Annotated in this window: 16 protein-coding genes; 6 read left to right on the top strand and 10 right to left on the bottom strand. The window is 44.9% G+C overall.

The genetic code is table 11. From position 1 onward, the window contains the following. Positions 1-101: 101 nt before the first annotated feature. A complete protein-coding gene (ggt, locus tag ACX0G7_RS08800; protein WP_458923078.1) occupies positions 102-1826 on the top strand; it encodes a gamma-glutamyltransferase in 1725 nt (574 codons plus the stop codon). A gap of 42 nt (positions 1827-1868) precedes the next feature. Further along, positions 1869-2924 carry an RluA family pseudouridine synthase gene (locus ACX0G7_RS08805; RefSeq protein WP_458923079.1) on the top strand — a complete coding sequence of 352 codons (1056 nt, stop codon included), beginning with the start codon at positions 1869-1871 and terminating at the stop codon, positions 2922-2924. A 12-nt stretch (positions 2925-2936) separates the two neighbouring features. Here ACX0G7_RS08805 and ACX0G7_RS08810 read toward each other — a convergent pair whose 3' ends face one another. From ACX0G7_RS08810 to ACX0G7_RS08840, 7 genes are all read right to left on the bottom strand, one after another. Beyond that, positions 2937-3848 (bottom strand): hypothetical protein, encoded by a 912-nt coding sequence (locus ACX0G7_RS08810; RefSeq protein ID WP_458923080.1) that lies wholly within the window; start codon positions 3846-3848, stop codon positions 2937-2939. Between the two features lie 65 nt (positions 3849-3913). Continuing rightward, positions 3914-4492, bottom strand: a complete 579-nt coding sequence (gene def, locus ACX0G7_RS08815; protein WP_458923081.1) for a peptide deformylase — start codon at positions 4490-4492, stop codon at positions 3914-3916. Positions 4493-4664: 172 nt separating this feature from the next. After that, positions 4665-5588 carry a hypothetical protein gene (locus ACX0G7_RS08820; RefSeq protein WP_458923082.1) on the bottom strand — a complete coding sequence of 308 codons (924 nt, stop codon included), beginning with the start codon at positions 5586-5588 and terminating at the stop codon, positions 4665-4667. 125 nt (positions 5589-5713) lie between these two features. Next, on the bottom strand, positions 5714-6127 hold the full coding sequence (ruvX, locus tag ACX0G7_RS08825) for a Holliday junction resolvase RuvX (protein ID WP_458923083.1): 414 nt from the start codon (positions 6125-6127) through the stop codon (positions 5714-5716). A 16-nt stretch (positions 6128-6143) separates the two neighbouring features. Further along, positions 6144-7079: a UbiA-like polyprenyltransferase gene (locus tag ACX0G7_RS08830; RefSeq protein WP_458923084.1), complete on the bottom strand. Its 936-nt coding sequence runs from the start codon at positions 7077-7079 to the stop codon at positions 6144-6146. A gap of 15 nt (positions 7080-7094) precedes the next feature. Beyond that, positions 7095-7646 (bottom strand): RNA methyltransferase, encoded by a 552-nt coding sequence (locus ACX0G7_RS08835; protein ID WP_458923085.1) that lies wholly within the window; start codon positions 7644-7646, stop codon positions 7095-7097. 192 nt (positions 7647-7838) lie between these two features. Then, positions 7839-8216 carry a hypothetical protein gene (locus ACX0G7_RS08840; RefSeq protein ID WP_458923086.1) on the bottom strand — a complete coding sequence of 126 codons (378 nt, stop codon included), beginning with the start codon at positions 8214-8216 and terminating at the stop codon, positions 7839-7841. Between the two features lie 277 nt (positions 8217-8493). Between ACX0G7_RS08840 and mutS the strand changes: the two genes are divergently transcribed. The 3 genes from mutS to ACX0G7_RS08855 all read left to right on the top strand — a co-directional run bounded on the left by mutS (position 8494) and on the right by ACX0G7_RS08855 (position 11704). Then, entirely contained in the window at positions 8494-11106 is a 2613-nt protein-coding gene (mutS, locus tag ACX0G7_RS08845; RefSeq protein WP_458923087.1) for a DNA mismatch repair protein MutS, read from the top strand. Positions 11107-11201: 95 nt separating this feature from the next. After that, entirely contained in the window at positions 11202-11453 is a 252-nt protein-coding gene (locus ACX0G7_RS08850; protein WP_458923088.1) for a type II toxin-antitoxin system Phd/YefM family antitoxin, read from the top strand. After that, positions 11450-11704 carry a Txe/YoeB family addiction module toxin gene (locus tag ACX0G7_RS08855; protein WP_458923089.1) on the top strand — a complete coding sequence of 85 codons (255 nt, stop codon included), beginning with the start codon at positions 11450-11452 and terminating at the stop codon, positions 11702-11704. Before ACX0G7_RS08850 ends, ACX0G7_RS08855 begins: the two co-directional genes overlap by 4 nt. Positions 11705-12012: 308 nt before the next feature. Here ACX0G7_RS08855 and ACX0G7_RS08860 read toward each other — a convergent pair whose 3' ends face one another. The 3 genes from ACX0G7_RS08860 to glmM all read right to left on the bottom strand — a co-directional run bounded on the left by ACX0G7_RS08860 (position 12013) and on the right by glmM (position 16380). Beyond that, complete coding sequence (locus ACX0G7_RS08860; protein ID WP_458923090.1) at positions 12013-13527, bottom strand: gluconokinase; 1515 nt, start codon at positions 13525-13527, stop codon at positions 12013-12015. A 271-nt stretch (positions 13528-13798) separates the two neighbouring features. Further along, entirely contained in the window at positions 13799-14926 is a 1128-nt protein-coding gene (locus ACX0G7_RS08865) for a cysteine desulfurase family protein (RefSeq protein WP_458923091.1), read from the bottom strand. 71 nt (positions 14927-14997) lie between these two features. Continuing rightward, complete coding sequence (gene glmM / locus ACX0G7_RS08870) at positions 14998-16380, bottom strand: phosphoglucosamine mutase (RefSeq protein ID WP_458923092.1); 1383 nt, start codon at positions 16378-16380, stop codon at positions 14998-15000. 153 nt (positions 16381-16533) lie between these two features. On the opposite strand from glmM, the gene ACX0G7_RS08875 reads away from it, so the two are divergent. Further along, on the top strand, positions 16534-17280 hold the full coding sequence (locus ACX0G7_RS08875) for a class I SAM-dependent methyltransferase (protein WP_458923093.1): 747 nt from the start codon (positions 16534-16536) through the stop codon (positions 17278-17280). Positions 17281-17379: the final 99 nt, after the last annotated feature.

The following is a 17379-nucleotide window of genomic DNA, read 5'->3' on the forward strand; positions in this document are numbered from 1 at the left end:
GATGTGCAAATGTGCGAATGTATGTCCAGACTAACAAATAACGAAACGTTGAGGCTTCCCCGGAGTAAAATTTCCTAATTTGCACCCTGATACTAATATAGATGAATAAAAGATATATTTCCGTCCTCTTTTTGGCATGTGTAGCACTGGCATGCAACAGTTCGAAACCAGTAGTGAGTGACGTCCCTCCTATACCAATCAACCCCTTCAAATACGAGATCAGGAAGAAACAGTTAGTCGACAGCGGCGCGGTTGTTTCAGCCCATCCGCTGGCCAGCCAGGTTGGACTGAATATACTTAAACAAGGTGGGAACGCCATTGATGCGGCCATCGCAACACAACTGGCACTGGCAGTGGTGTATCCTGGCGCCGGCAACATCGGTGGTGGAGGATTCCTGTTGGCACACCTCAAAAGTGGTAAGCGGCTTGCGATCGACTTCCGGGAAAAAGCACCGGCTGCTTCCTTTAAAGATATGTACCTCGATAAGGATGGCAACGCTGATGTAAGTAAAAGCCAGAACGGTCACCTGGCTGCCGGCGTACCGGGATCTGTTGCGGGCGCATTCAAGGCACATAAGTATGCAAAACTTCCTTTCAGCATGCTGATTCAGCCAGCTATCGAGCTTGCTGAAAAAGGCTTTGTTATTACGGCAGCAGAGGCAAGGGGATTAAACGGATCACAGGAAGAATTTAATAAATACAATACCGTAATACCGGTTTTCGTGAATGCCATGAAATGGAAGGCCGGCGATACACTTAAACAGGCGGACCTTGCTAAAACATTGATCCGTATCCGTGATAAAGGCAGGAAAGGTTTTTATGAGGGCGAGACTGCAAAACTGATCGTCGAAGAAATGTCCAGGGCAAACGGGATAATCACTTATGCCGATCTCAAAAACTATGAAGCCAAAGAAAGAGAAGCCGTATCATTTGATTATAAAGGGTATGAAATCATTACCATGCCTTTGCCGAGCAGTGGCGGAGTATTGCTTCCCCAGATGATGAAGATGATCGCTGATCAGCCAATCGCTAAGTATGGATTTCTAAGCTGGCAGGCGATTCAGTTGATGACAGAAGTCGAAAGACGCGCATATGCAGACAGGGCACAGTTTCTGGGCGATGTGGATCATTTCAGGGTTCCGGTCAAGACACTCATCAGTGATAGTTATGCAAAATCCAGGATGAAGGATTATGAGCCCGGTAAGGCCGGAACAAGCAAGAGCATAGGCGCAGGCACTATCCCTGAAAGCGAGGAAACCACCCATCTTTCGGTGTATGACCGCGAAGGCAATGCTGTGTCGGTTACTACCACCCTCAACGGCGGATACGGAAGTCATACAGTAGTAGGTGGTGCCGGATTTTTATTAAACAACGAGATGGATGACTTTAGCATCAAACCCGGTGTAGCCAATATGTATGGTGCCTTAGGGACTGCTGCCAACGCCATTGCACCCGGCAAAAGAATGCTGAGTTCCATGACGCCAACTATTGTACTCAAAAATAAAAAGCCCTATATAGTGGTTGGAACTCCCGGTGGAACAACAATTACAACTTCGGTATTCCAGTCTCTGGTAAATATTCTTGAATTCGGCATGAGTGCTGAAGATGCAGTAAACAAGCCCAAGTTTCACCACCAGTGGATGCCTGACGAAATCTATGTAGAATCAAATATTCCCAAAGAAACCCTCGATAAGTTATCGGCTATGGGATACAAGGTCACCCAACGTGGCCCGATAGGAAGGACAGAATTGATACTCATTTCTGCAAACGGCAAAATCGAGGCAATAGCCGACAAAAGAGGTGATGACGATGCTGCGGGTTATTAGCCCGTGTGATTCGCTTATCTTTACCAATATTAAATTTTTGGAATGAATACTGAGATTGAGTTGGACGATACCGTGGAGGATAGTCCCGAAGAGTTATTTGAAAGATTGAACCTGGTAGTGGACCGCGGCCAGGAACCAATGCGCATTGATAAATTTCTCGTTGCACGCATTGAAGGAGCCACCCGGAACAAGGTGCAGCAATCGATCGAAAATGGTATGGTGCTGATTGATGGTAAATCTGTATCACCAAATTATAAGATTAAACCTGGCCAGGAGATTATTGTTTACTCAAACAAGGAAGTACGTGGAGAGGAGATCATCCCAGAAAAAATGCCTTTAAACATCGTTTTTGAGGATGCCGATATACTTATTATCAATAAGCCGGTTGGTCTTGTTGTTCATCCTGCCAGTGGTAATCCGGGCGGCACGCTGATCAATGGAATTGCATATTACCTGCTTCAACAGAATAGTGCACTGAGTGAAGAAAACCTGCCAAGGTTCGGCATGGTGCACCGGATTGATAAAAACACCAGCGGTTTAATGGTGTTGGGAAAAACCGAAAAGGCGGTAGCAAGTCTTTCAAAACAGTTTTTCGATCATACCGTGCATCGCCAGTACCGGGCATTGGTTTGGGGTGATGTGGCAGAGGATAGTGGCACCGTGGTGGCCCATATCGGCAGGCATAAGCGCTTCAGAAAGATTTTCGACGCATATCCTGATGGAGAAGTAGGCAAAGATGCAACAACACATTACCAGGTTTTGGAACGATTCGGTTATGTTACGCTCATTCAATGTGAATTAGAAACCGGGCGCACCCACCAGATAAGAGTTCATATGCAACATATCGGTCACCCGCTGTTTAATGACGAATTATATGGTGGCGACAGAATTGTAAAAGGCACCGTGTTCAATAAGTACAAGCAATTTGTAGACAATTGTTTTGCGATCTGTCCCAGGCATGCCCTGCATGCCAAAACACTTGGCTTTATTCATCCGACAACCAGGGAAACGGTTGTTTTCAACAGCGAATTACCGGAAGACATGACAAAGCTGATCGAGAAGTGGAGAGGTTATACGAAAGCAAAAGAACTCTTTTAAAGACCTGGACAATCATTTTGTAAAATCAAAGAGCGTGGCAGTAAAAAAGCAACGCTCTCTTTTTTTAAAGAGTACGTCCCAGTTACCACGGTAATGCAAAACTTTTGGTACCAGCAGGTCCTCAAACTGACCTAGTTCTACCTGCAGATCAACATCAAAATCGTAAACGCCGGCGTGATAACTAAGATTATAGTTGCGGGCAACAATCTCCCAGGACGCGATCCGGAACCAGGTTGTCATCTCATTGATCACGATCTGATCCATTTGCCGGGCACTAAGATCCTTCCTGGGAACAGCAGTAAACACATAACACATCTCATTGTTTCTTGGCTGCATATCAATAATGAAATCGTAACGGTCGGCAGCATCTCCTTCAAAAATGGCGATCTTATCGCCAACAAAAGGTATACCCGGGATCTTTTTTCCCGGATTAAAAAAAAGCATTTTTAGTTGCTCCTTATGTTTTTGAATACCTGATTTGCCTTTCATTGAGATCGACGTGTTGCCAACAATGTTGTTATCACCACAGATGGTATCCCTGGTGAAGAACAAACCTGCGTACATCTCCGGTGTGTAGTAGTTCCAGTCTTTTTTCTTCGTGTATATATCGCCGGTAGTCGACTCTTCCAGCGTTTCCATCCAACGGCATCCGTTTTTTACCTGTTGCCTCGTCCGGCTGTTCAAACTTGCAATAGTTTCGGACTTTTTACTCATCATCCGGATATCATTCAAGGCGGTATAACCCAGGATGTGAAGATTTTTGAACGCCTTATAGAAGCTGCTGTCTTCCTGTACGCGTTCAATAAACTTAGCAACATTCAGATTACTACGGACTATGACTTCCTTTAAGGTAACAGCTTTATCGTCTAACACGAGTGAAGAGTCCTGGCCAATGACCCTCGTAAACAGAAGTTGAAATACCATTATAACTGCTGATAAACGGAATCCTTTCGCGGTTAAATGCATTCCCGGGGCGATGGGCATAAACACTAAGGTTTGTAAACCATACGGTAATCCACTTTTACCTTACCTTTTGTTATATCGTCCAGTTTACCTTTCAGCAATTTCCGTTTGAGTGGCTTCAGGTAATCTATGAATAGCTTTCCTTCAATATGATCATATTCGTGCTGGATGATCCGGCCGGTAATGCCATCAAAGGTTTGAGTTTGTGGTTCGAAATTTTCATCGAGGTACTCGAGTGTTACTTTCTGGCTACGTGAAATATCTTCGCGGATTTTAGGAATGCTCAGACATCCTTCATTATAGGCCCAGTCGTCGCCTCCGAATTCAACAATATGTGCATTGATAAATACCTGTTTTGTTCCGGGTTCGTCGGGATACCGGCCCTTGTCTTCATCCTCCTGGTTTTCGAAGATCTGAGCGCTGTCAATCACAAATAACCGGATATCCCTGTTGATCTGCGGCGCTGCCAGCCCTACCCCGTTACTGGCATACATGGTTTCCCACATGTCTTCAAGGAGTTTAGCCAGGCCTGGATAGTCCGGGTTGATATCTTTTGCCACTGTTCTGAGAATCGGCGAACCATAAGCAACTATCGGTAAAATCATATAAGGAATTCCGGTTTTTGAAGTGCAAAAATACTGCATAACAGGCAGATTCCGGTGTGATGAAGTTGAAGATCTACTCAAAAAAACGCCTGCAGGTAATCTGCAGGCGTTTGTAAAGTATTTTATCGTTTCGGCTGACTGATTTTTTTACCGAAAGGCACTTCGTGTTTGATCAATAAGCTCCGATATACGTAAGGGTGTTACCTCTTGGACCGGTCCACGAAAGCTTAAAATAAAAACTTCCCGGTGGGCAGATAACTGGTGCTCCCTGCGCATCCAATCCAAAAACAGCTGTGGCAACTCCCGATTGTCTTTCGTGTGTGATTTTTCCACTTATCAGGCGGTATTCACAACCTCCACTGATTACCAGGGGTTCGGTGATAGAGGTAGTGAATGATCGGCCAAAACGATCTGTTCCCCACTCAGAGATATTTGTTTTGCTACCTTCCTGGTGAATTCCGGTAATAGTGATCGTTCCGTTGTTAGCAATGGTATACAATCTCTGCCGCGCTATTTGCCACACACGTTTAGTACCGTCCTCAAAGGTGATAGACATGTTGTTGCTGCTTACCTTATGAATGATGTTGGGCTGGCCGAGAAACAGGTTCATCAATAAACCGCCGGTAACGTTCGTTAGCGTATGCGTACCATTGATAGTGACACTTTTTTTATCGCTAAGACGGGTTATCAATAAGTTTTGATAAGTGACTGTGATTTGGGCACCAATATCTTTCCAGTATATCGCTGATGGCATTGAAATTATTATCACCCCCGAACGGCTGCGTAGCCCCGGACAATCAGCACCGTTGTAGGTGATAGTGACCTTCTTGAAACCACCGGTATTTTCATAAGCCAGGGAAGCAGAGCAGATCAGGGATTCCTGCGTTGCTCCGTTAAGCTCTTTATCAAGAGGCACGTTTAGTTCATTGTTGATGGCTTCCATCTCACCAAAAACAATTGCCTGGTCCTCTGAATGTGTTACTAATTCAGTTTCGTTTTCCTGAACTGAGCCTTCTTTATCGGCAGTTTTCTGACAGCTTTGGAATAGGGAGAAACAAAATAGTGCAAGCACCGGCAAGCGGAGTTTGAGTTTCATAAATTGGATTTTAAGACCAGAGGGTTGCCGGAGGGCAGTATCATGGTCAGTTACGGATTAATTTAATATCAGGTGGCGTCTGCCACGGCCGGTAAAATAGTATATAATTTGTCAAAATGCAACCACTACCCCTTTTTTTGGAGGTACTCCTGGAGCATGATGGTGGCAGCAATCTCATCCACCAGCGCTTTGTTCCGACGCTGCATTTTCTTCATGCCCATGTCGATCATGGCCTGGGAGGCCATTTTTGATGTGTAACGTTCATCGACAGTTTCTACGGGAATAGTCGGAAATTTCTTTTTTAGCCTGGCGATAACTTCCCTTACCAGTGGTGTGGCATGTGTATCTGAATCATCCCAATTCCTGGGATCACCGATGATAATGAGTTCAACCGGCTCTTTGGAGAAATAATCTTTGAGAAAATTGATCAGTCTCGGGGACTCAATCGTCGTTAACCCGGTGGCAATGATCTGGAACGGGTCTGTGACCGCCAGGCCGGTTCTTTTCAACCCGTAATCAATTGCGATAATTCTTGCCATGCCGCGAAGTTAATGGCTAAGCCTGATGCAGCACCAGGTCGAGTATAACAAAAATGGCGAATACAACGCTGGCTATACCATTGGCTGTCATAAAAGCAAGATTTACTTTGCGAAGATCCTCTGGTTTTACAATCGAATGCTGGTATACAAGCATCGAAACAAATACGGCAACGCCAACCCAGTACCAGGTTCCAAATCCGGCATACAGACCCGCGAAAACAACAGTGATGATGCTCAGCAGATGCAGCAGTTCAGAGATCCTCAATCCGCGTTTTTTACCAAAGTATGCAGGAATGGAATATAGATTCTGCGACTTGTCAAAGTCTACATCCTGGAGGGCATAGATGATATCAAACCCACTGACCCAGAACAGCACAGTTAACGAAAACAAAACCGGCAACAAGCTAAAGGCTCCTGTTACTGCCAGGTATGCACCAATAGGCGCAAGGGAAAGCCCCAGACCCAGTACGAGATGACAAAGCGGGGTGAACCTTTTCGTGTAACTATAAAACAGGATTACAAACAATGCTACCGGGGAAAGAAAAAAACAAATCTTATTTATAAACCAGGTACAGATTACAAATGCAATGCAATTAAAGATCACGAACCTCAGGGCGGAGCTGTGTGAGATTATGCCCGATGGAATTTCACGTATGGCAGTGCGTGGATTGAGCGCGTCAAAATTTGCGTCCAGGTAACGGTTAAAAGCCATAGCCGCAGAACGGGCGAAGACCATACATCCGATTACCAGTAACAGTTTCACAACAATATAAGCCGGGGAGAGCCCATCAGGACCGGAAATCAGGCCGGGGAAACCGGTGACGGCATCCGGGTTTCCGTGATGAAAAGGATAATATCTTAAGGCAAGTACAAACCCGATCATTGCAAACGGCATTGCAAAAATGGTATGTGAGAATTTTACGAGACTTAAATAATTTTTAACTGTTTGCATAATCGTTTGTTATTACTACCCTTCCGAAACCAACTGAAAGCTTAAGCGGCTTCTCACCAGTTCCCACAAAACAATTCCGGCAGCAACCGAAATATTGAGTGAATGTTTCATGCCCAGCTGTGGTATCTCCAGGCATCCATCGCAAAGGGCCAGTACATCGTCAGCAACGCCTGTGACCTCGTTTCCGAATACCACAGCCAGTTTCTGACCGGGGTCCAGGCTGAAAGAGTGCAGCGGTACACTGAGGTGAGCCTGTTCAATAGCATAAACCAGGTAACCAAGCGCCTTTAACTGCGAAATGGCTTCAGTAGTTTGTTCTACATAGTCCCATTTCACCGTGTCTGTTGCACCTAAAGCTGTCTTCTGGATATCCCTGTGAGGTGGTTGGGGTGTGTACCCGCATAAAAACATCCTTTCGATCAAAAATGCATCCGATGTCCGGAACACGCTGCCTACATTATGCATACTACGGATATTATCAAGCACCACCACGATGGGAATTTTCTCTGAATCCTTAAACTGGCTCACCGATTTCCGGTTCAGCTCCTCCATAGTCAGCTTTCGCATGGAGCAAAGGTAAAGCCTAAAAATTTATTATTTCCGGAGAACAAACGGAGTGACCCCGAAGGTGGGATTAACACCGTCCAGCGGATACTCGGTCAAGCCGAACCTCGACATAAATATAATACCCCATCATCGCTGACAGGGTTTCGTCTGATATTTGTAGATACCAGGCAACTCATTATTAAATATTCAAAATTACAATTTCGTCATTTCAAGTATCGACATGGACTCAAGCCTGATCCCCTTTGGCAGGTAAATGATTTGTTCAATATAATATCCTTCCATCAAATTCTTACTTAAGGCAGTAAATTCATATTCCTGGGATGGTGCAGCCATTCCTGAACCCCTCACCTCAATCCGGATATAAGTATTGTTATTGGTGATGGCAGGGATAATCTTAAGTACAACGCGATCTTCATCCTGCTGCTGCTTTGCGAAAATTGTGCCTCCATCTGCTTCTGCGGTAAGAATGACCACCCCCTGTTTTACTTCAGCTGCAGAAATATAAGATTCCCGGTCTGTGCACGATGTGAATGTCACGGCAGACAGTAACAGCATGATAATGGTTTTCATAGTTGGGTTTGGGGTTTAAGGATTATTTGTGCTGCAAAGGTGTTAAGAAGTTCTAAAAGATACAAATGCTTCGGCTATACTTTAACGTAAGTTATTTCGTTGGGCAACCGCCCCGTTCCAGGTTTGGGGGTACATCCCGAGGAAATAACTTTCCAAAACAGTTCCGGAAAACCCAGGTTTTTATACCGTTTTCCAGCAGTTTAAACAGCATACACATACTGTCCACATTTGGTATTTTGGGGTTTTCCGGAGGGTATTTCCAATTATATTTGCCCCTATGGCTAAGACGAGTGCAGATACCCCCCTTATGCAGCAGCACCGGGCGATTAAGCAGAAATACCCCGATGCAATATTGCTGTTCAGGGTGGGTGATTTTTATGAAACATTTGGTGGGGACGCCATCCTTGCCGCACAGATCCTTGGGATCACACTGACTAAAAGAAATAATGGTTCACCTGACTCGAGCGAATTGGCGGGATTCCCTCATCATGCCCTTGACACTTACCTGCACAAACTGGTAAAAGCGGGTTACCGGGTCGCGATCTGTGATCAGCTGGAAGATCCAAAACTAGCCAAGGGAATCGTAAAAAGAGGGGTAACTGAACTGGTGACACCCGGGGTAGCAACAAACGATAAATTGCTGGATCACACCAGCAATAACTTCCTGGCCAGCATTCATTTCAAGGACGATCACCTGGGAATAGCCTTTCTTGATATCTCAACAGGAGAATTTTTTGTGGCCGAAGGAAACCAGGAATATGCAGATAAGCTGCTCCAGACGCTCAAACCTGCGGAAGTCATTTTTCAACGTAGTTACCAGAAACACTTCAAAGAAACTTTTGGAACCCGTTTTTATACTTACACGCTTGAAAGCTGGATATTCGACCAGGGCTATGCCACCGAGAGCCTGCTAAAACATTTCCAGACCCATTCGCTTAAAGGTTTCGGTATTGAGGAAATGGGAGATGCGATCACTGCCGCGGGCGCGATCCTTCATTACCTGAAAGATACCGAACATCCAAATCTGCAGCATATAACAGCGATCCAACGACTGGACCAGGACGATTATCTCTGGATGGACAAGTTTACGATCCGTAACCTCGAGCTACTGGGAACAGGTAGTGAAAACGGGCAAACGCTTCTTAAAACGCTGGATAATACCGTTTCGCCTATGGGTGCGCGGCTGTTGAAACGGTGGATCGTATTGCCTTTGAAAGACGGCCGCAAAATCAATGAAAGACTCGAACTGGTAGAATATTTTATCAAGGATCCTACCCTTCGTAACGGACTCACTCAACATATCAGGCAGACCGGGGACGTGGAACGATTGGTAAGCAAGATCCCGATGAAAAAGATCAACCCGCGCGAGGTCATGCAGATTGCCCGCGGCCTCAGCCATATCGCGGAAATAAAAAAAGCCTGTGCCGGAGCTTCAAACGAATACCTGAAAAGATTAGGTGATGCGTTAAATCCGTGCGTTTATATTCTTGAAAAGATAACCCGGGAGATAGCTGAAAATCCGCCGATCACTGCTGCACGCGGTGCGGTCATAAGATCCGGCATCAATGAGGACCTCGATCATCTGCGTAAAATTGCAAGCGGTGGCAAAGATTACCTTGCCGCTCTTCAGCAAAAAGAGGCGGAACTAACGGGGATCACTACACTAAAGATCGGTTTCAATAATGTGTTTGGCTATTTCCTCGAAGTAACCAACTCTCATAAATCAAAAGTGCCTGACGCGTGGACTAGAAAGCAGACACTCACAAATGCTGAGAGATATATCACACCGGAATTAAAAGAATACGAGGAACAGATCACCGGCGCAGAAGAAAAGATCCAGGCAATTGAGATTGACCTCTACGAAAAATTGTTGCTCGAACTGCAGGACTATATCTCGCCGATGCAGGTAAACGGTAACATCCTGGGGATCATCGATTGTATTACCTGTTTTGCCGCCAATGCCCTGCAGTTTCATTATAAAAAACCTGTATTGCATGATGGGCCGGAATTAGAGCTGATAGACAGCCGCCATCCTGTTATTGAGCGCAACCTGCCTGTGGGTGAGCCATACATTTCGAACGACATTCACCTTGATTCAAATGACCGGCAGATCATTATTCTTACCGGCCCTAACATGAGTGGTAAAAGTGCTATACTAAGACAGACCGCCTTGATTACCCTGATGACCCATATGGGAAGTTTTATACCGGTTTCCTCTGCCAGAATACCGCTGACCGATAAAATATTTACCAGGGTTGGTGCAAATGATAATCTCAGTGGCGGTGAGTCAACATTTATGGTGGAGATGAATGAAACCGCCAGTATCATCAACAACATAACTTCATCCAGTCTTGTTTTATTGGATGAGATCGGCCGGGGTACCAGTACTTACGACGGTATTTCGATCGCATGGAGCATTGCAGAATATCTCCATAACAGCCAGCATAAACCGAAGACCCTGTTTGCTACACATTATCATGAGTTGAATGAGCTGGAAAACAAGCTTCCGAGGGTAAGGAACTATCATGTAACCAATAAAGAAGTCGGCAATAAGATCATCTTTTTGCGGAAGCTGGCACCGGGCGGTAGCATACATAGTTTCGGTATTCATGTCGCAAAGATGGCTGGCATGCCCCCGGCCCTGATCAACCGCGCCAACGAGATACTAGCACAACTTGAAGAGAAAAATGTTGATCCGGCCAGTGCAAAATCCTCCATCGGTGAACAGGTAAAAAAATTATCTGCCCCAAAGATCCAGCTTTCCATTTTCGATGCACACAGCGAAACTTTTGACCAGATCAGGAAATTACTGGAAGACACGGATATCAATCGTCTGACACCTGTAGAAGCGTTGTTGAAACTGCAGGATATAAAAGCAATGATCAAATGAGTGACATCAAAATTTAAAGAGAATCGAGCCCTGTGAAGAAATTATACCTGTACAATATTTTGTACAACTGGTTATTTTTTGCAAATTTGAGTTATATGATAACAACTTACTCTGACTTCAGGCAAAAATTGAAAACCTACCTCGATGAAGTCTTCAATAGTCGTAGTCCATTATTTGTTACCCGCACCAAAGGTGAAAATATTGTTGTGCTTTCTGAATCGGATTATCAAAGCATCATGGAAACATTTCATTTATTGAAATCCCCAAAAAATGCGGAGCGTATTCAGCGTGCCCTGAACCAATATGAGAAAGGAAAAGGTCGGGAAAGAAAGCTGATTGAAAAATGAGAATAATGTTCATGGATGATGCCTGGGAAGATTACCTGTATTGGCAGCAAACAGACAAATCTATTCTCAAAAAAATTAGTGGCTTGATCAAAGAGATCAATCGTTCACCCTTTCAAGGGACAGGCAAACCGGAGGCACTCCGCGAAAATCTTTCCGGTTTTTGGTCGCGTCGCATGACTCTCGAACACAGGCTGGTTTATAAAGTTGAAAAAGAAGCAATTGTTATACTTCAATGCCGATATCATTATTGAAGATTTGAATGACGTTCAAACTACCTTCAATGAAATTGTCAAAAACATCTATATCGGTTGATGACTGTTAAATTTTTTATTGACCTGTACGGAGTTTTAACTCATTTCGCTGGTCTTCGCATCGATGCTTGACTCGCACTATCCTGCTATTCCTAAATGGCAAATTGAAGTAGCATGGAAGGTGTCAAATGAGGAAGATTCGGCTATGCCGGCTTTATCAATATCTGCTTGACAGACAATGCTAACCTACCAAAGCGTTGAAAGAGAGAAAGTGAATCCATAGTCTCTTTCCCAATTGCGTTATGAGCCTAAGTATGGAATTCGTCTTTTAATTTGCCGTATAGATTCCGATAAATCCCAAAGTTCTTTTTGTAAGCTTCAGCAGAGCTGGCATCTGGCGAATACGTTGTTTGAATCTTCAGGAACCTTGAGGCATCTTCAACCCTTTGGATAACATTTGTTGCATACAGGCCCAACATTGCCGCACCAATTGATGACGCATCGGCAGTGTCAGTAATATGTATCCTTTTACCAAGAACGTCGCAAAGTACCTGCACCCAGGCGGGGGATTTTACAAATCCCCCACTCGCATAAACGCTACTAATTGTTCCGATTGTTTCTTCGAGTGAAAGACTTACATCTTTCAGGGAGAAGCAGATTCCCTCAATAATTGCACGCATGAAATGCGCCTGGGTATGAACAGACCTGATCCCGAAAAATACACCCTTCGCTTCTGCATCCCAAACGGGGGCTCGCTCACCCTGGATATATGGAAGAAACACTAATCCTTCGCAACCCGGATCTACCGATAAAGCTGTTTCGACAAACGATTCAAAACTTTCGGAGGCACCAGCAGTTTGGGCACCGGATCCATTCCCTGCCTTAGCGGGAACATATTGAAGGAAATTTTCACTGTACCATTTCAACAAAACGCCGCCGTTATTAATTGGTCCTCCCGAAACAAAAAGTTCGGGGGTGAGTATATAGTTGAAGATCCTTGCCTTCGGATCATACTTGGGCGCTGCGCTCACCATCCTGACGGCACCGCTGGTTCCAATGGTAATAGCAACATCGCCATGTTTCATGGCATTGGATCCGAGGTTGGCCAGGCAGCCATCGGTCGCCCCAAGCACAAGCTGGGTTTCCAGTGTCCGCTCATTGTTTAGCCGGAAGCTGATCTGCTCAATATGTGTTGTAGTAACCGGCTGACTGAGCTGATCGACGGTTATACCTGCCAGTGATAACGCGCCCGGGTTCCACCTGAGATGGTATATATCAAATAAGCCAGTACCCGAGGCTATCGAATAGTCAGCCAGGTATTTCCCGGTGAGCCGGAATACAATATATTCCTTAATAGAAATAAAACGGGCTGCTTTGCTGAACAGTGAAGGTTCCATTTCCCGAAACCACATGATTTTACACAGTGGTGTCATCGGGTGAAGAGGCGTGCCGGACAGCCTGTAGATCTCTGCGCCTTCCGTGGAGGCTTTTAGCTTTGCGGCCTGCTCCCTGCTCCTGAGGTCGGCCCAGGTAACAAGATTGGTTATTGGATTGTCATCTTTGTCTACCAGCAAAACGCTGTGCATAGCAGAACTAAAACATAAAGCGGTGATGGACGCCTTCCCATCCAGTGATGTCAGTATGGTGGACACTGTTTCAGCGAATGCATCGAACAGCACCACGGGATCTAGTTCATGGTGCCCGGGCTCTGTTTCGAGCGGTTCGTATGACCGGTAAGCTGAGGCAAGTATCTCACCGTCATGCCCAAACGCCACTGCCTTGGTACCGGAAGTGCCAATGTCAATCCCGAGGATATATTTCATAGTAAAGCGAAAGTCAGGATAAAAATTGAAACAGGATGATCAAAAGTGATAATATATATTGAAACGTGAAGATCACAAACTCACAATATAGATTGAAGGAGGCATCATGGAAAACTCCGAATACGATTGAAACAGGATGATCAAAAAGTCGGGAAAACAGATTGAAAGAGGATCATCAAAAAGTCAGGAAACAGATTGAAAGAGGATCATCAAAAGTCAGGATATAATTGACGGAGATGATATACAATGCGGCAAGTGACCGGGCGCCCGTTTAAGCTATTTCATTGAGGATATCAACTACCGTATCAACCTGTTCCCGGGTATTATATTTTGAAAAAGAGAACCTTACCGTCACCTGGTTGGGATTGTTGTTGATGGCGCGGATTACATGAGACCCCTGGTCCGCCCCACTGGTACAGGCACTACCGCCACTCGCGCAGATGTGATGGATATCGAGATTGAAAAGCATCATCTCAGATCTTTCTGTTTTAGGAAAAGACACACTAAGTACCGTATATAAGCTCCGTCCCTGAGGATCGCCGTTAAACGCGATCCCCGCAACTTTTTCGCACAACCTTTCCATCATGTATTTCTTCAACCCCGAGATATAAGCCCTGTCCTTTTCATAGTTTGCGGTTGCCAGCTCCAGGGCCTTCGCAAAACCAACAATACCATAAAGGTTTTCTGTGCCGGCCCGCATATTTCTTTCCTGTCCCCCACCGTGGATAAAAGGTGAAATCTTTACATTTTCGTTGACATACAAAATGCCCACTCCTTTCGGACCATGGAATTTATGACCGGCTCCGGTGATAAAATGTACCGGTGTATTTCTAAGATCAAAAGGAAAATGACCAACAGTCTGTACCGTATCTGAATGAAATACGGCACCGAATTCTTTACAAATATTGCCGGCTGCGTCAATATCCAGGATGTTTCCTATTTCATTGTTTGCATGCATCAAAGTAACCAGCGCTTTTTCAGGTGAAGATGCCAATAACTGACGCAGATCATCCAGGTCAACATGCCCGTCAGGCAGCAATTTCACAAAACTCAGTCTTACCTTATTACGGTGCGCCAGGTACTCGACAGTGTGAAGGGTTGCATGGTGCTCGATCGCGGCTGTTATGATGTGCCGGCAGCCAAGGTCATTGACCGCTGAACTAAGTGCAGTGTTGGAACTTTCGGTTCCACCGGATGTAAAAAAAATTTCTGCCGGATGAGCGTTGAGAATTTTGGCTACAGACTTCCTTGCGGTCTCTATCGCCAATCTGCCTTCGCGTCCATAAGAATAAATAGAAGATGGATTACCATACTTTTCAGTCAGGTAAGGCATCATAGCCTCAAGCACCTGCGGATCAAGCGGGGTGGTTGCAGCATTATCAAAATATATCCGATCCATACGATTGTTCAAAGTTTAGATACCGGGGCAATCGAAGTAAGTAAGTTCCGTCAGGCTATTTCTATCAGCGCTTAACTCAACTCTTTGATATCATGCATCAGTTTCAGCGCCATGTTATTTGCCGTGCTTTCGAAACTGGATTCGGCATAGATCCGGATTATGGGTTCTGTATTAGAGGTGCGAAGATGTACCCAATCCGCATCAAATTCTATCTTAAGTCCGTCTTCTGTGTTGACGGGCTGATTTTTGTATTTCTTACGGATCTTCTCAAACAAAGCCGGGACATCCGTTTCCTTGTCAAGCTGGATCTTATTTTTCGAGATAAAATAATCAGGGTATTTCGCTCTGAATGATTTGATCCCGTTACGGTGAGTTGCAAGCGCGCTTAAGAACAAACCAATACCGATCAGGGCATCCCGTCCGTAGTGGAGATCGGGAACAATTATGCCTCCATTTCCCTCACCCCCGATCACTGCATTGTGTTGCTTCATTTTTGCAACAACATTCACTTCTCCCACGGAAGAAGGAAAATATTCACCCCCGTTTTTCAGGGTGATCTCTTTCAGCGCCTTTGTGCTGCTCATGTTACTAACGGTATTCCCAGGTCTTTTGCTGAGCACATAATCAGCAACGGCTACCAAAGTATATTCCTCGCCGAACATGCTGCCATCTTCATTCACAAAACACAGGCGATCTACATCAGGATCCACCGCAATGCCGAGATCTGCCCTGTGAGTCCTGACGGCAGCGCTCAGCCCTGTCAGATTCTCGGGTAGCGGCTCAGGATTATGGGCAAACTTCCCGTTGATCTCACCATTTATGACAATCACCTCAGCTACACCGAGCGCTTTCAACAAGGGAGGAATAAAGAGTGCACCTGTGCTGTTGATTACGTCCACTACAACTTTGTAGTTTTTGTCGCGGATCGCATCAAGGTTTACGAGCGGATAATTAACAACGGCGTCAATATGGTTTTGCAGGAAGTTTTCGCCAGCGCTTAATTTTCCCAGTTTATCCACCGGCACAAAGTCGAAGTTTTCCTGTTTTGCTTTTTCAAGGATAACTGCACCTGCTTCTGCATCCAGGAACTCGCCCTCGTGATTCAGCAGTTTCAGGGCGTTCCACTCCTTCGGATTGTGGCTGGCGGTAATAATGATACCTCCCCCGGCCTTCTCCCATTTCACTACCAGTTCAACAGTGGGTGTGGTCGATAATCCAATATCCAGCACATCGATCCCAAGCGAAATCAAAGTGTTCACCACTAATGACTGCACCAGGGAACCGCTGATCCTTCCGTCACGACCAACAATAACTTTTTTATCAGCACCTTTATTTTCAATTAACCAGCTGCCATAAGCCGCGCTGAATTTGACAATATCGAGAGGGGTTAAATTATCACCGGTCTGTCCGCCAATTGTTCCCCGGATTCCAGAGATACTTTTTATCAATGCCACTGAACTATAAATTTATGGCTGCAAAAATAAGGATTGCGACCGGGAAAAGAAATATAGAATATTCATAATTAATACAGTTACGCCGGGAGGGCGTGAATAACCTATTGGCATTTAATTTTGCTTTTACGCTACATTTGTCAAAATATCCGGCACATGTCCGTTTCAGCAAATTGGTTTCAGGTTTGGTTCAATTCACCCTATTATCACAAATTGTATTTTCAGCGGGACCAGGACCGGAGCGATTTGTTTATAACAAGATTAATCGACCGGTTGAAACCCGCGCCGGATTCACTACTTGTAGACCTTGCCTGTGCAAGAGGAATCCATGCCAAGAAGATGGCCGACCTGGGATATGATGTTACCGGCATTGACCTGGCGCCGGAAAGTATAGAAGCGGCAAAAGAAATGGAAAACGACAAACTCCATTTTTATCAACACGATCTGAGACTCCCCTTCTGGATCAATTATTTCAATTATGCCTTCAGCCTGTTTTCAACTTTCGGATATTTCAGAACAGAGCATGAACACTATAATGCCATCCGTACCATTTCCCAGTCATTGAAAGCAGGTGGGATCTTCGTACTTGATTATCTGAATGTTCATTTCGAAGAAAATAACCTGGTTCATAAACAGGAATTAGAACTGAATGGAGTAACTTATCTCATTACCAAATGGTTCGACGAAACTCACTTCTACAAAAAGATCATCATTGAAGATGAGAATCAGCAGGAACCACTTGAATACGTCGAGAAAGTTTCTAAGTTCAGCCTGGGCGATTTTAATGATATGCTTTCTTTTCATCGGCTGCAAATCCAGGAAGTATTTGGGAACCATGACTTCGGGCCATACGATGTAAATAAGTCGTCCAGGTTATTGATCATTGCAAAAAAGATAGTTTAGAACCCCAGGGAGTCCAAAAACCAAGAGGGAAATTTCGAATCAAATTGCGCTTTATCAATATCCCGTATTTGGTCAACAGGCAAACTGTAGAGTAAAGAA

The organism is Flavitalea antarctica (assembly GCF_054461535.1).